The sequence below is a fragment of the Delftia sp. PX-1 genome (assembly GCF_055797465.1).
Genome location: NZ_CP184763.1, coordinates 4,873,114 through 4,886,230 on the forward strand (window position 1 = coordinate 4,873,114; position 13,117 = coordinate 4,886,230).

10 protein-coding genes are annotated in these 13,117 nt (G+C 68.3%); 3 read left to right on the plus strand and 7 right to left on the minus strand.

The window, feature by feature from the left end; genetic code table 11:
* Nucleotides 1–74 precede the first annotated feature (74 nt).
* Nucleotides 75–1,169 carry a 4-hydroxyphenylpyruvate dioxygenase gene (hppD, locus tag ACN20X_RS22385; protein ID WP_016451413.1) on the minus strand — a complete coding sequence of 365 codons (1,095 nt, stop codon included), beginning with the start codon at nt 1,167–1,169 and terminating at the stop codon, nt 75–77.
* A gap of 21 nt (nt 1,170–1,190) precedes the next feature.
* Nucleotides 1,191–2,615, minus strand: a complete 1,425-nt coding sequence (locus tag ACN20X_RS22390) for an amino acid permease (RefSeq protein ID WP_016451412.1) — start codon at nt 2,613–2,615, stop codon at nt 1,191–1,193.
* Between the two features lie 320 nt (nt 2,616–2,935).
* On the opposite strand from ACN20X_RS22390, the gene ACN20X_RS22395 reads away from it, so the two are divergent.
* Complete coding sequence (locus ACN20X_RS22395; protein WP_016449233.1) at nt 2,936–3,583, plus strand: TetR/AcrR family transcriptional regulator; 648 nt, start codon at nt 2,936–2,938, stop codon at nt 3,581–3,583.
* Here the strand turns inward: ACN20X_RS22395 and ACN20X_RS22400 are convergent.
* The 4 genes from ACN20X_RS22400 to ACN20X_RS22415 form a co-directional block, all read right to left on the minus strand.
* Complete coding sequence (locus ACN20X_RS22400; RefSeq protein ID WP_016451411.1) at nt 3,556–4,467, minus strand: LysR family transcriptional regulator; 912 nt, start codon at nt 4,465–4,467, stop codon at nt 3,556–3,558. The two genes, ACN20X_RS22395 and ACN20X_RS22400, sit on opposite strands and share 28 nt — an antisense overlap.
* An 83-nt stretch (nt 4,468–4,550) precedes the next feature.
* Complete coding sequence (locus ACN20X_RS22405) at nt 4,551–5,642, minus strand: ABC transporter ATP-binding protein (protein WP_016449231.1); 1,092 nt, start codon at nt 5,640–5,642, stop codon at nt 4,551–4,553.
* 6 nt (nt 5,643–5,648) lie between these two features.
* A complete protein-coding gene (locus ACN20X_RS22410; RefSeq protein ID WP_473209931.1) occupies nt 5,649–7,388 on the minus strand; it encodes an ABC transporter permease in 1,740 nt (579 codons plus the stop codon).
* 77 nt (nt 7,389–7,465) lie between these two features.
* Complete coding sequence (locus tag ACN20X_RS22415; RefSeq protein WP_473209932.1) at nt 7,466–8,794, minus strand: ABC transporter substrate-binding protein; 1,329 nt, start codon at nt 8,792–8,794, stop codon at nt 7,466–7,468.
* 209 nt (nt 8,795–9,003) lie between these two features.
* Between ACN20X_RS22415 and ACN20X_RS22420 the strand changes: the two genes are divergently transcribed.
* Nucleotides 9,004–9,981, plus strand: a complete 978-nt coding sequence (locus ACN20X_RS22420) for an alpha/beta fold hydrolase (RefSeq protein WP_016451408.1) — start codon at nt 9,004–9,006, stop codon at nt 9,979–9,981.
* A 35-nt stretch (nt 9,982–10,016) separates the two neighbouring features.
* Here ACN20X_RS22420 and ACN20X_RS22425 read toward each other — a convergent pair whose 3' ends face one another.
* Nucleotides 10,017–12,551, minus strand: a complete 2,535-nt coding sequence (locus tag ACN20X_RS22425) for a penicillin acylase family protein (RefSeq protein WP_016451407.1) — start codon at nt 12,549–12,551, stop codon at nt 10,017–10,019.
* A gap of 185 nt (nt 12,552–12,736) precedes the next feature.
* Here ACN20X_RS22425 and ACN20X_RS22430 point away from each other — a divergent pair, with 185 nt between their 5' ends.
* A complete protein-coding gene (locus ACN20X_RS22430) occupies nt 12,737–13,117 on the plus strand; it encodes a hypothetical protein (RefSeq protein WP_016451406.1) in 381 nt (126 codons plus the stop codon).

Below are 13,117 nucleotides of genomic sequence, written 5' to 3' on the forward strand. Positions count from 1 at the left end.
GGCCGCCCGTGTTTACCCTGACGACAGCGCGCCCACCCGGCCAGGGCCGGGCGGGCGCGTTGCGTCCGTCGGGATCAGGCGCCCTGCGGTGCCTCGGTCTGCAGCACGCCGCGGTTGATCTGGTCGCGCTCCATGGACTCGAACAGGGCCTTGAAATTGCCTTCGCCGAAGCCTTCGCGGTAGTTGCCCTTGCGCTCGATGAACTCGAAGAACACGGGGCCCAGCATGGGCTGGGAGAAGATCTGCAGCAGCAGGCGCGGCTGGCCGCCCTCGGTCGTGCCGTCCAGCAGGATGCCGCGCGCCTGCAGCTCGCCCACGGGCTGGCCGTGGCCGGGCAGGCGGCCTTCCAGGTTCTGGTAGTAGATGTCGTTGGGCGCGGTCAGCAGCGGAATGCCGGCCATCTGCAGCTGGTCGATGGAGTCCAGCAGGTTGTCCGTCAGCAGCGCGATGTGCTGGATGCCCTCGCCGTTGAACTGCATGAGGAATTCCTCGATCTGGCCGCCGCCCTGGCGCGATTCCTCGTTCAGCGGAATGCGGATCAGGCCGTCGGGCGCCGTCATGGCCTTGGAGGCCAGGCCGGTGTACTCGCCCGAGATGTCGAAGTAGCGGATCTCGCGGAAATTGAACAGCTTGCTGTAGAAGTCCGCCCAGTAGGTCATGCGGCCGCGGTAGACGTTGTGCGTCAGGTGGTCCACCACCTGGAAGCCGTGGCCCTTGGGGTTGCGGTCCACGCCGGGCAGGAACTCGAAGTCGATGTCGTAGATGGACTTGCCTTCGTCGAAGCGGTCGATCAGGTACAGCGGCGCGCCGCCGATGCCCTTGATGGCCGGCAGGCGCAATTCCATGGGGCCGGTGGGAATTTCCACGGGCTGCGCGCCCAGCTCCAGCGCGCGCTTGTAGGCCTGGTGCGCATCCTTGACGCGGAAGGCCAGGCCGCAGGCCGAGGCGCCGTGCTCGGCCGCGAAATAGGCGGCCTGTCCCGGCTCATTGTTGATGATGAAGTTGATGCCTCCCTGGCGGTACAGCAGCACGTTCTTGGAACGGTGCCTGGCCACCAGCGTGAAGCCCAGCTTCTCGAACAGCGGCTCCAGCACGCCGGGCGTGGGCGATGCGAATTCCACGAATTCGAAGCCCATCAGGCCCATCGGGTTGTCGAACAGGTCTGCCATGGTTGGTTCTCCTTGAAGGTTTCAACGGGGGATGTGCGCGGGTTCCAGTACGGATTCCAGCACAGGCGTGGGACGTTGGCGGAACACGAGGCGATAGGCCCCGTAGACCACCAGGACCCAGATCGGAATGGCCAGCGCGGAGGACCGCACCGACGGTGTCAGCAGCATCACGCCCACCACCAGGGCCATGGCGGCCAGGCAGATGGCATTGGTCAGCGGCGCGGCCGGTGCGGGAAAGCCCAGCACGGTCCCGCGTGCCGCATGCGCCCGGCGAAAGCGCCAGTGCGCCACGATGATGATGGTCCAGGTGATCACCAGGGCCGCCACGATCAGCGACATCAGCAACTCCAGCACACCGGCCGGCGCCACATAGTTCAGCACGATGGCCAGCGCCGTGAAGATGGCCGGATAGACGATGGCCCGCACCGGCACGCCGCGGCGGTTGACCTGCATCAGCGAGCGCGGTGCATTGCCTTCGCTGGCCATGCCGTACAGCAGGCGGCTGTTGCTGTAGACCATGCTGTTGTAGACCGACAGCGTGGCCGTGAGGATCACAAAGTTCAGCAGATGGGCGGCCACGTTCTCGCCCAGGCCCGAGAACACCAGCACGAAGGGGCTGCTGCTGTAGGTGTCGCCGCCGGCCTTGAGCTGGCCCAGCAGGTCGGTCCAGGGCATCAGCGACATCAGCACGGCCATGGAGCCGATGTAGAACACCAGCACGCGGTAGATCAGCTGGTTCACGGCCTTGGGGATGACGGTGCGCGGCTGGTCGGTCTCGGCCGCCGCGAAGCCCAGCATCTCCACGCCGCCGAAGGCGAACATGATGAAGGCGAAGGCCATCACCAGGCCTGAGAAGCCGTTGGGGAAGAAGCCGCCGTGCGTCCACAGGTTGCGCACGGTCTGCTCGGGCCGGTCGGCGCTGAACAGCAAATACAGGCCTGCGCCGATCATGGCCATCACGGCCACGATCTTGATCAGCGCGAACCAGAACTCGAACTCGCCATAGGCCTTGACGTTGATGAAGTTCACGCCGTTGATCAGCACGAAGAACACCGCCGCCGTCACCCAGGTGGGTATGCCGGGCCACCAGAACTGGATGAACTTGCCTGCGGCCGTCAGCTCCAGCATGCCCACGAGCACATACAGCGCCACACAGTTCCAGCCCGCCAGAAAGCCCGCGAAGCGGCCCAGGTAGCGGTTGGCGAAATAGCTGAACGAGCCCGCGTTGGGCTCCTCGACCAGCATCTCGCCCAGGAAACGCATGATGAAAAAGATGATCAGCCCGCCAATGGCGTAGCCGAGCAGCACGGACGGGCCGGCCAGCTCGATGATGCCGGCCGAGCCCAGGAACAGGCCCGTGCCGATGGTGCCGCCCAGCGCGATGAGCTGGATGTGGCGGTTCTTGAGCCTGCGCTCCAGATGGCCCTGCGAAGAAGAACTGTGCATCAAGGGGGTGCTCCGGCTCTCAGCAAGGCGCGCGGCGGCGCAGGGGTTGGAACACTTCGGTGGTCTTCACGGCAATGTCTCCTCGTGGGGTGCCTGTTGGAATGCGGGGCCTTGTGCGCCCCTTGTTGATGGGTATCAACTATAAAAAACAATAAATTATTATTTCTTGTAATTTATCCCTATGGACAAGCCCAAGAAGAAGGAGTAGCGAAGGCGATCGACGCATTGCCGCCCGCCATGCCGCACTCCGGCAACGGTTGAACGCCCGCAACAAACAAAAACAATCTACTATTATTTTTTTGCCCTCTGGAGCCCAGAACATGACGACGTCCGCCACGCAGCGGCGCGCACGCACGCCGCAGACCGAGCGTGTGGAGACAACGCAACGCAAGATCATCGACTCCGCCCTGGCGCTGCTGCGCGAGGGCGGCTTCAAGAGCGCCACGCTGCAGGCCATCGCGCGCGGCGCCGATGTGTCGCTGGGCGCGCTGCAGCACCACTTCGAGAGCCGCGATGCGCTGATGGAGCGGCTGGTCATCGAGGTCATGGAGCCGCTGAGCGACCAGGGCACGGTCTGGCCCGACAAGGCCCTGCCCCTGCGCGAGCGTGCCGAGGCCTTCGTCACCCTGGCCTGGGACAACATCTTCGGCGCGGCCAACTACCAGGCGGCCTGGAGCATGTTCTTCGGCTGCAAGGCCTCCCCCTCGCTGTTCGACCGCGTGGACGCGCGCCGGGTACATGTGGACAGCGTGTTCTACACCCGCTTCCTGGACGTCTTCCCCGAGATCGCGGCCCACCATCCCCGCCCCCAGGGCTTTGCGGCCATGGCCTTCGCCATCCTGCGCGGCACCGGCGTGCTGGAGCTGTTCGAGGTGGGCGAGCAGGAACGCCAGGGCAGCCTCGATGCGCTGGTCGAGGCCATCGTCCAGGCAGGCACCCCTCAGGCCGGCGGCGGCGCCGCCGCCTGAACCTCGGTCAACCCCCAGACCCTGCGCAGCTGCGACAGCGTGGCCACCAGGGCCGGGTCGTGCTCGGCCTCGCGCGGGTGGATGAAGCCCAGCTGCGCCGACACGCGCGCATGCGGCCAGATGGCCACGCAGCCATGCTCGGCCGCGGCCAGGGCGCGGTCCTCGCGCAGCAGCGCCAGGCCCAGGCCGGCGCGCACCAGGCTCTCGGGCGCGGCGGCGGCATCGCTTTCCACGATCTGATTGGGGCTCAGCCCCTGGCGGGCGAACAGCGCCAGCAGCAGGGCCTGCTCATGGTGCTGCGCTGGCGCGCCGATCCAGGGCAGTTGCGCCAGGTCCTTCCAGCCCGATTGCAGGACGCGCTCGCGCAGCGCGGGCGGCGCCGCCACGCGGTAGTGCAGTGTCTGCAGCACCAGCGCGCCCAGGTCGCGCGGCATGTGGGCGCCGATGTAGAACGCGCCCTGCAGGCCGCCGGCCGCGACCTGCGCGCGCAGCTCCTCGGCCCAGCCCTGGCGTGTCTTGATGTCCAGCAGCGGCAGCGCCTCCACCAGGCCATGCAGCAGCGAGCCCAGGCGCAGCGCCTCGGGGTCGGCCACCGTGCCCAGCAGCAGCTGGCCGGTGACCTCGCCCTGCAGCTCGCGGGCCTGGCCCTGCAGCCGACCCGCTGCATCCAGCACCTGCCGGGCGGGCTCCATCAGGGCCTCGCCGGCCCGCGTGAGGCTGATGCGGCCCGGGCGCCGGTCGAACAGCGCCACGCCCAGCTCTTCCTCCAGCGCCTTGATCTGGGCCGTGATGGCGGGCTGCGTCAGATGCAGGGCCTCGGCCGTGCGCGTGACGCTGCCCAGCGTGGCCGCCGTGACGTAGGCGCGCAGCTGATACATCTCCATGGGCGGCCAGCCTAGCGCAGGCGCCAGGGCCTGCGGCCCGGGCAGGCCCGGGTTTCAGGGAACATCCCTAGCCGTCTCATCGTTCACTCATCGAGGTAGCGCAGCTGCGTGGGCTCGATGCCCAGGCGCACCGGCATGCCCATGGGGAACATGGCAATGCCTGCGTAGTGCGCCTGGTCGGCGACCACGGCCACCTCGCCCACGCGCACGCGGTAGCGCGAGAACTCGCCCAGGAATTCGGCGCTCTCGATCTGTCCTTCCACCCACACACGCGAGGCATCGCCCGCATCGTCGCGCACCGCAATCTGCACCTGGTGCGGCCGGAAGGCCAGCGCAGCGCGCCCCGGCACGGGCGGCTGGGCCGGGCGCGGCAGGGTCAGCGTGCCCAGGCCCGGCACCTTGAAGACCAGCGACTCGCCTGTCGTTGGCAGCACCTCGCCCTCCAGCACATTGGCCGTGCCGACAAAGCCCGCCACGAAGCGGTTGGCCGGATAGTCGTACAGTCCCGCCGCCGAGCCCACCTGCTGCAGCACGCCCTTGTCGAGCACGGCCATGCGGTCGGCCGTGGTCATGGCCTCTTCCTGGTCGTGGGTGACGAAGATGGTGGTCAGGCCCAGCTTGCGCTGCAGGCTGCGCAGTTCCTCGCGCATCTGCACGCGCAGCTGCTTGTCGAGGTTGGACAGCGGCTCGTCCAGCAGCAGCAGCTTGGGCGCGATGACCACGGTGCGCGCCAGCGCCACGCGCTGCTGCTGCCCGCCCGACAGCTGGCCCGGGCGGCGCTGCGCGTACTGCGACAGGCCCACCAGCTCCAGCACTTCGCCCACCTTGCGGCGGATGGTGTCGCGGCTTTCGCGGCGCTCGACCAGGCCGAAGGCCACGTTGTCGTACACCGTCATGTGCGGCCACAGCGCGTAGTTCTGGAACACCATGCCGATGTTGCGCGCATGCGGCGGCACGCCCGTGATGTCCTGCCCGCCCACCAGCAGCTCGCCGCGCTGGTGCCGGTTGAAGCCCGCGATCAGCCGCAGCAGCGTGGACTTGCCCGAGCCCGAAGGCCCCAGCAGCGCGAAGAACTCGCCGGGCTCGATCTTGAGGTTGACGTCGCGCAGCACTTCGTTGCTGCCGTAGCTCAGGCTGATGTGCCTGCATTCGAGGGAGACAGGGTCCAGGTGCATGGCGGTTCACTCCGAAGTCGATTGCACGGTGGCGCGCGAGCGCTCCACGAAGCGGTGCGAGAAATACGTGCCCAGGCCGACCACGACCACGGCCAGCACGCCCAATGCCGCACCGGGCCCGCGCCCCGAGATGCTTTGCATGTACAGGTAGATGCCGTAGCTCATGGGCGCCTGGCTCTGGGCCGAGGCCAGCATGATGGTGGCCGACAGCTCCACCGCCGCCGTGATGAAGCTGGTGACGAAGCCGGCCAGGATGCCGCCGGCCATCAGCGGCACCATCACGCGCCGTATCACGCTGGTGCGGCCCGCGCCCAGGCTTTGCGCGGCCTCCTCCAGCGAGATGTGCACCTGCTGCAGCGCCGCCATGCACGAGCGCAGCGCATACGGCAGCCGCCGCACCGCATAGGCCAGCATGATCAGCACCCAGGTGGTGACGATGGGCGTATCGGTGAAGGGCAGGTTTACGCCCTTGAACAGCCGCAGGTAGCCGATGGCCAGCACCAGCCCCGGAATCGCCAGCGCCACCGAGGCCAGGTAGTCCAGCCACTGCCGGGCAGGCAGCCGGGTGCGCAGGATCAGGTAGGCGATGGCGGTGCCGATCACCACGTCGATGCCCGCCGCCATCAGGCAGTACAGCAGCGTGTTGCCGATCATGTAGCCCGAGTCGGTGAACACCGTGGCGTAGTGCTCCAGCGTATAGCTGTCGGGCAGCACCGAGAAGCTCCAGACCTTGGAGAAGGACATCAGCAAGATGCCGATGTGCGGCGCCAGCACCACCAGCAGCACCAGGGCGATCCAGCCATAGGCCAGCAGCGCCTCCCAGGCCGACAGCCGGCGCTTTTGCAGCGCGCTGCCGCCCTTTTGCAGCGTGGCGTAGTCCTTGCCCTTCATCACCCGCGCGGCCAGCCACAGGGCGACGATGGAGAACGCGATCATGATCACGCTGATCACATAGCCCAGCGGATCATCGAGCCCCACCGAGGTGATGCGCAGATAGGCCTGGGGCGCCAGCATATTGGTCACGCCCATCACCAGCGGCGTGCCCAGGTCGTCGAACACCTTGACGAACAGCAGGGCCGCGCCCGCCAGGTAGCCGGGCATGGCCAGCGGAAAGATCACGCGCCGGAACAGCCGGAAACCGCGCGAGCCCAGGTTCAGCGCCGACTCCTCCATGGCCCCGTCGATATTGCGCATGGCTGCCACGAGGTTGAGCAAGATGAACGGGAAGTAGTGGATGCTCTCCACGAAGATCACGCCCGTCAGCCCCTCCATGATGGGCACGGTGAAGCCGAACCAGTCGTCCAGCAGCAGGTTGACCGAGCCGCTGCGCCCGAAGATCAGCTGCAGCGCCACCGCCCCCACGAAGGGCGGCATGATCAGCGGCAGCACGCCCAGCGTCTGTATCAGCAGCGCGCCCCGGAACTCGAAGCGCACCGTCAGGTAGGCCAGCGGCACGGCGATCAGGCTGGCGAAGAACACGCTGGCCAGGGACACGCCCAGGCTGTTGAAGAACGACTCGCGGAAGACGGTCTGGCCGAAGAAATTGCCGAAGTGCCCCAGCGTGAGCCCGCCGCCTTCATTGACGAAGGCGGTGTAGACCACCATGCCCACGGGCACGATGAGAAAGGCCAGCAAAAAGGCCAGGATCAGCGCGAAGGCCAGCCAGGGCCCCCAGCCCGACGGAATGCGCCGTGCGCGCGCAGCAAGGGGGGCGACGACGGGCGCCGCCATGGAATCGATGCTCATGCGAATGCTCCGCAGCGAAAGAGACTGTCAAGGGGAGTGCATGCAGGCGCCCGGTGCCGGGCCCCTGCGCCCGCCACTTACCGGGCCAGGCCGCGCGCCTCGGCGGCCAGCTTGCCTGCGCGCTCGTAGTTGGCACGCGCCTTGTCGGCCCACATCTGCTCCAGGCCCGTCAGCTCCTTGGACACGGCCACATCGCGCCGGCTCTTGCGGAACAGCTCCAGGAACTGCTCGTCCTTCACATTGGCTTCGCCCACCAGCGGCGAGTAGGCAATGTCGCGCGCCTGCGCCAGCAGCTCCTGCCCCTTGGCATTGGGCTTGGCCTGCAGGGCCTTGTGCGCCTCCTGGATGGCGCGCGTGGCCGCCTGCAGCTCCTTGAGGCGGAAGGTCACCATCTGGTCGAACAGGCTGATCACCACGGCATAGCGCGACTCGGACAGGTTGGCGTCGAACTGCACCTTGGCGCGCTGCGCCACCTCCTGCGGCACGGGGTAGCCGGCCGGCGCCTTGAGCTGGCTGTAGGGCAGGATGGGCAGGCGGCTGATCTTGGGGTCGAACAGCAGCTGCTGGCCCGGCACCGACATGGTGAAGGCCATGAACTTGCGCGCCTCGTCGGCATTCTTGGCGCCCGCGATCAGCGCGATGTTGGCCGGCACCACGGCCGTCATCGCCGGATAGGCGAAGTCCACCGGGAAGCCCGAGTACTTGCCCGCCAGCCCGAAGAAATCGATCACGATGCCTATGCCGTACTGGCCGTTGTTCACGCCATCGGGCACGGCAAAGCTGCGGTCGGTCACGGCGGCGGCGTTGCCCATCATGGACAGCAGCTGGCGCCAGCCCTTGTCCCAGCCCTCGCCCTGCAGGATGGTCTCCACCGTCAGCTGCGTGGTGCCCGAGCGCGAGGGCGAGGAGATGGCGATGTGGCCGAAGTACTCGGGCCGCGTCAGGTCGCTCCACTCCTTGGGCGCCGCCAGCTTGTGCGCCTTCAGGTAGCGCGTGTTCCACATGATTCCGTAGCCGGCCAGCGCCTGGCCGTAGTACAGGCCCTGCGGGTCGTTGAGCGGGTAGTTGCCGATATTGGCGGGCGCGGCCGGATTGCGCGTCTCGGGCGCGGCGGTCAGCAGCTTGTTGCGCGCCAGCACCTCGAAGGCATCAGGGGCGCTGGCCCACATGATGTCGGGCCGCTGGCCCTCGGGCAGCTCGCGCACATAGGCCACGGCGGCCGTGGTGTTCTTGTTCAGGATCTCGATCTTGATCCCCGGATTGGCCGCCTCGAAGGCCTTCTGGTAGGCCGTGGTCAGCTCCTTGGGAAACGAGGTCAGCACCGTCACCGTGCCGGCCTGGGCCGCCATGGCGGCGCCCCACAATCCTGCGGCCATGGCGGCCGTCAGCCATCTGCGTTGCTGCATTGCTGTCTCCTTCGGGTTGTTGTGCGGTCGATCTGCAACCCACTGTAGGCAGCGCCGGCCCGGCCGGCCAATCATTGTTTCTGATGCCGTGCATCAGCGGCGGCGGCGCTCGGGTTACTACCTGCGGGTCTGCCGCCACAGGGAAATCCCGCGCCACCGCTGTCCCGCCCCTGACTGCTGCACAGCAGCAAACCGGAATAATCGGCGGGATGCTGCAAGCCCCCTCTTCCCTCCCCGCCACGGCCGCTGAAGAAGCGCCCATCTACGCTCCCACACGCCCCTGGCGCTCGCGCATGGTGCCGGTGCGCACCATGGAGTACCACGTGCGCGAGTGGGGACCTGTGGATGGCGATCCCGCGCTGGCGCCGCTGGTGCTGGTGCACGGCTGGATGGATGTGGCGGCCTCCTACCAGTTCGTGGTCGATGCCTTTGGCGAGGCCTTCATGGCGGGGCGCCGCATCATCGCGCCGGACTGGCGCGGCTTCGGCCTGAGCCGGCCGGCATGGCCTGCCGACCGGCATGACTTTGCCGACTACCTGGGCGACCTGGACCATCTGCTGGACACCCTGGTGGGCGATATGCCCGTGGACCTGGTGGGCCACAGCATGGGCGGCAACGTGTCCATGATGTATGCGGGCGCGCGGCCTGCGCGCATACGCCGGCTGGTCAACCTCGAAGGCTTCGGCATGCCGGCCACCCGGCCAGACCAGGCGCCTGCGCGCTATGCGCAGTGGATGGACGAGCTGCGCCAGCTGCGCAGCGGCGGCATGGAACTCAAGAGCTATGACAGCGTGCAGGACGTGGCGCGCCGGCTGATGAAGACCAACCGCCGCCTGCCCGAGGACAAGGCGCTGTGGCTGGCCCACCACTGGGCGGCGCCCGATGCGCAGGGCCGCTGGGAAATCCTGGGCGACACGGCGCACAAGCTCATCAGCGCGCAGCTGTTCCGCGTGGAAGAAATCCTGGCCCTGTACCGTGCCATCACCGCGCCCGTTCTGGCCATCGAGGCCAGCGACGACAGCCTGGGCATGTGGTGGAAGGACCGCTACACGCTGGCCGAGTACCACGAGCGCATCGGGCAGATTGCCGACTGCCGCACGGCCGTGGTCCGGGACGCCGGCCACATGCTGCACCACGACCAGCCGGCGGCCGTGGCCGGGCTGATCGAGCAATTCCTCGGCACCTGAGGCCTGCGCGCGCCGCTACTGCAGCCTAATGCAACCTACTGCGGCCGCAGCATCATGGAATGGCGCCAGCGCGCGGGCGCCATCTGCAGCGGCCGGTAGCGGCCGTCGGCCCATTCGGCAGACATGTCCGCATAGCGGCTGGACAGGGCCACGCCGCTTTGGCCGGTCTGGTAGATGAACAGCGAGCGCTCGGGCTCGGCCAGGTCGTAGATGGCGCGCAGCGATGCCGCATGGCGGTTGGCGAACGGCGCCCTGGCATCGCCGGGCAGGTACTGGCCCACGTTGACGGTGTAGCTGTCGCCGCCCGAAGGCACGCTGACATTGAAGATGCCCGCCAGCAGCCCCACGCTGCCCAGCGGCCGGTGGCTGCTCAGGGCCGCATGCACCGCGCCCCAGCGCCAGCGGCCCAGGTCGCTGCCCTGCGTGGCCTGCAGGCGCGCCAGCGCCCGGTCCAGCGCCTGGCTGACCTGGGCGCTGCAGCCCGCCGCTGCGCACCACCAGCCATCGCGGCGCTCCAGCATGCCTTCGATGCCCGCGCGGTAATCGCGCTTGCCATAGGTGGCCGCAAAGGTCTGGGCGCCAATGCGCGGGATCACCAGGCCGCGCGTGAGTTCGTCCACCCAGGCGGCAAAGATCAGGGGCGCGGCCTGCGCGGCATCCATGCGGCCGTCGAACTGCGCCATCACCCGGCGCGCCTGCCCGGCCAGCGGATGTGTGGCCGGCGCTTCGTCCAGGGCCTTGAGCATTTGCGGCAGCAGGGCACGGGCGGCCAGCGAGGTCTGGTCGTTCTGGATGGAGGCCATGCTGACCACGTCGTGCCTGTCCTTCGCATCGATGAGTTCGGTGATGCGCTGGTGCCGGTACGGCAGGCTCCAGTCCTGGGTGAGGAAGTGGGCATAGCCCTCGCGCGTGATGCGCTGGTTGGCGGTGGCCAGATAGCCCTGCGCCGTTCCATCGTCCTGCGGGGCCTGGTCGTAGGGCAGCCAGCCCTGCCAGTCGTAGCGTGCCTCCCAGCCCGGCGCGGGCGCCACGCCGCGCAGGTCGTTGTCGGCCGCGCGCAGCGGCACCCGGCCTGCGGCCTTGAAGCCGATGTCGCCATGGACATCGGCCGCGACGATGCTCTGCATGGGCGAGTGGTAGTCGGCAAAGGCCTCGAACAGCTGGGCCACGCTGCGCGCCTCGTTGGCGCGCAGGCCGGCCTGCACGGTGAGGTTGTCGGTGTCCAGCGCGGCCCAGCGCAGGGCCACGGCGTAGCGGCGCTTGTCGAGCACGGCCTCGTACTGGGGCTGCACATCGCTGATCACGGGGCCGTGGCGCGTGCTGCGCAGCGTGAGCTGCACATCGGCCCGGCCCTTGACCCTGATGCGCTCGCTGCGCTCGGTGAAAGGCGCCCAGCCGTCCGGCGTGCGGTAGCGGCCCGGGTTGCCTGGATCGATCTGCTCCAGGTACAGATCCTGCACATCGGGATTGGTGTTGGTAAAGCCCCAGGCCACCTCGCGCGTGCGCCCCAGCACCACGAAGGGCAGGCCCGGCAGGGTGGCCCCCACCACATCGATGGGCGCCAGCGGCGTGCCGTCCTGCGCATGGCCGGCGGGCGACTGCAGGCGCGCGTAGTACCAGATGGCGGGCGCGCTCAGGCCCAGATGGGGATCGTTGGCCAACAGGGGCTTGCCGCTGACCGTGCGGCTACCCGACAGCACCCAGTTGTTGCTGCCCTTGCCGTCGTTGGTGCCCGCATCGCGCACCATGTCGCGGGACCAGCGGGCCCAGGCATCGCTCGCCTCGCCGGCGGCAGCCACCTTGGGCACAGACGCCGCCTGTGCCTCCTGGCGGTACACGCCCAGCCCTCGGTAAAGCGCGGCCAGATCGGTGGCGGTGGCCGGCGCCTCGCCCGGATAGGGCGGCATCAGCTGCCACAGCTGCTGTGTGTCCAGTTGCGAGAGCGCGGCCAGCCGCGCGAACTCGTTGCCCCAGTTGCCGCCCAGGTCCAGCGCCATCATCAGCGCCCAGCCCACGCTGTCCTCGGGCGCCCAGGCCGAGCTGTCGCCTCCGCCCGGCGTGGTGCCCAGCAGCATGAATTCGGGCACCTGCGGATGCTGGCGCATGGGCAGGGCCGCATAGAAGGCCGCGATGCCCTCGCTGTAGGCCTGCAGCGCCTCGCGCGCGTTGGCGGGCAGGGATGCGTACTGGCGCCGCGCCGCGCCGCGTATGTCCAGCGCACGCATGAGCTTGTCGGTATCCAGCGTGGCCGGCCCGAGGATCTCGGACAGCGTGCCGTGCATCAGGCGGCGGTTGAACTCCAGCTGCCAGCCGCGCTCCTGCGCATGCACATGGCCCAGCGCGCGCCACAGGTCCTGCGGCGTGAAGGCGCTGATGTGGGTGATGTCGGCCTCGTCGCGCCGCACACGCACGGGCTGCTCCAGGCCGGCCAGCGTGAGCTGTCCGTCGAGCACCGGCTGCACGCGCACGGCATAGATGGCCACCGCGCTGCCGGCCAGCAAGGCCGAGCCGACCAACGCCACGGCGCCCACGCTCCACCATCGCGAGTTCAGGATTCGCATGATTCCCATTCTTCTCCCCTCCCCCTGCCTTTTTTCATATCGTAGTGTTGCAGTTTGTAGCATATGAACTGGTCCATTGCTCACATTGCTCACGACGAATCGTCAGCAAGTCTGGTCCCGCCTTCAGGCGACAATCAGCGCCCGCCCTGCGCAAATGGATGCAGGGCGCCAGACAGAAACAGGAAGTACCAGGAATGTGGCCTTTCAGCCTCTTGAAGAAGCTCAGCCAGGACCCGCCCGTGGGCCAGCCCCGTGGTGACTACATAGGCTGCTACCTGCTGGGAACCGAGGCGCCGGGCCAGGCCGGCGTCAGCTACGTCTCGCTGGCCACCACGCGCGAGCAGCTGCAGGCCGATGCCCGCGCCTACCTTGAAGGCTTCGTGCGCGACCACCCCGAAGCGGCCGACACCGACCTGTCCGCCATCCGCTCCCTGCTGGAGAACCTGCCCCAGCGCCTGGACGCCCACCTGTCCGGCGACACGCGCGTGCCGCTGGCCGAGCAAGGCGGCACCGTGCTCTTCCTGCGCACCGGCATGCGCGCCCGCCGCAAGGAAAACGGCCGGTATCTCGAATAG

Bases quoted from the DNA above. Each gene is read 5' to 3' on its own strand.
- ACN20X_RS22390 (WP_016451412.1), bottom strand. From the start codon at position 2,615: ATGCACAGTTCTTCTTCGCAGGGCCATCTGGAGCGCAGGCTCAAGAAC.
- ACN20X_RS22405 (WP_016449231.1), bottom strand. From the start codon at position 5,642: ATGCACCTGGACCCTGTCTCCCTCGAATGCAGGCACATCAGCCTGAGC.
- ACN20X_RS22400 (WP_016451411.1), bottom strand. From the start codon at position 4,467: ATGGAGATGTATCAGCTGCGCGCCTACGTCACGGCGGCCACGCTGGGC.
- ACN20X_RS22415 (WP_473209932.1), bottom strand. From the start codon at position 8,794: ATGCAGCAACGCAGATGGCTGACGGCCGCCATGGCCGCAGGATTGTGG.
- ACN20X_RS22395 (WP_016449233.1), top strand. From the start codon at position 2,936: ATGACGACGTCCGCCACGCAGCGGCGCGCACGCACGCCGCAGACCGAG.
- ACN20X_RS22410 (WP_473209931.1), bottom strand. From the start codon at position 7,388: ATGAGCATCGATTCCATGGCGGCGCCCGTCGTCGCCCCCCTTGCTGCG.
- ACN20X_RS22420 (WP_016451408.1), top strand. From the start codon at position 9,004: ATGCTGCAAGCCCCCTCTTCCCTCCCCGCCACGGCCGCTGAAGAAGCG.
- ACN20X_RS22425 (WP_016451407.1), bottom strand. From the start codon at position 12,551: ATGGGAATCATGCGAATCCTGAACTCGCGATGGTGGAGCGTGGGCGCC.
- hppD (WP_016451413.1), bottom strand. From the start codon at position 1,169: ATGGCAGACCTGTTCGACAACCCGATGGGCCTGATGGGCTTCGAATTC.
- ACN20X_RS22430 (WP_016451406.1), top strand. From the start codon at position 12,737: ATGTGGCCTTTCAGCCTCTTGAAGAAGCTCAGCCAGGACCCGCCCGTG.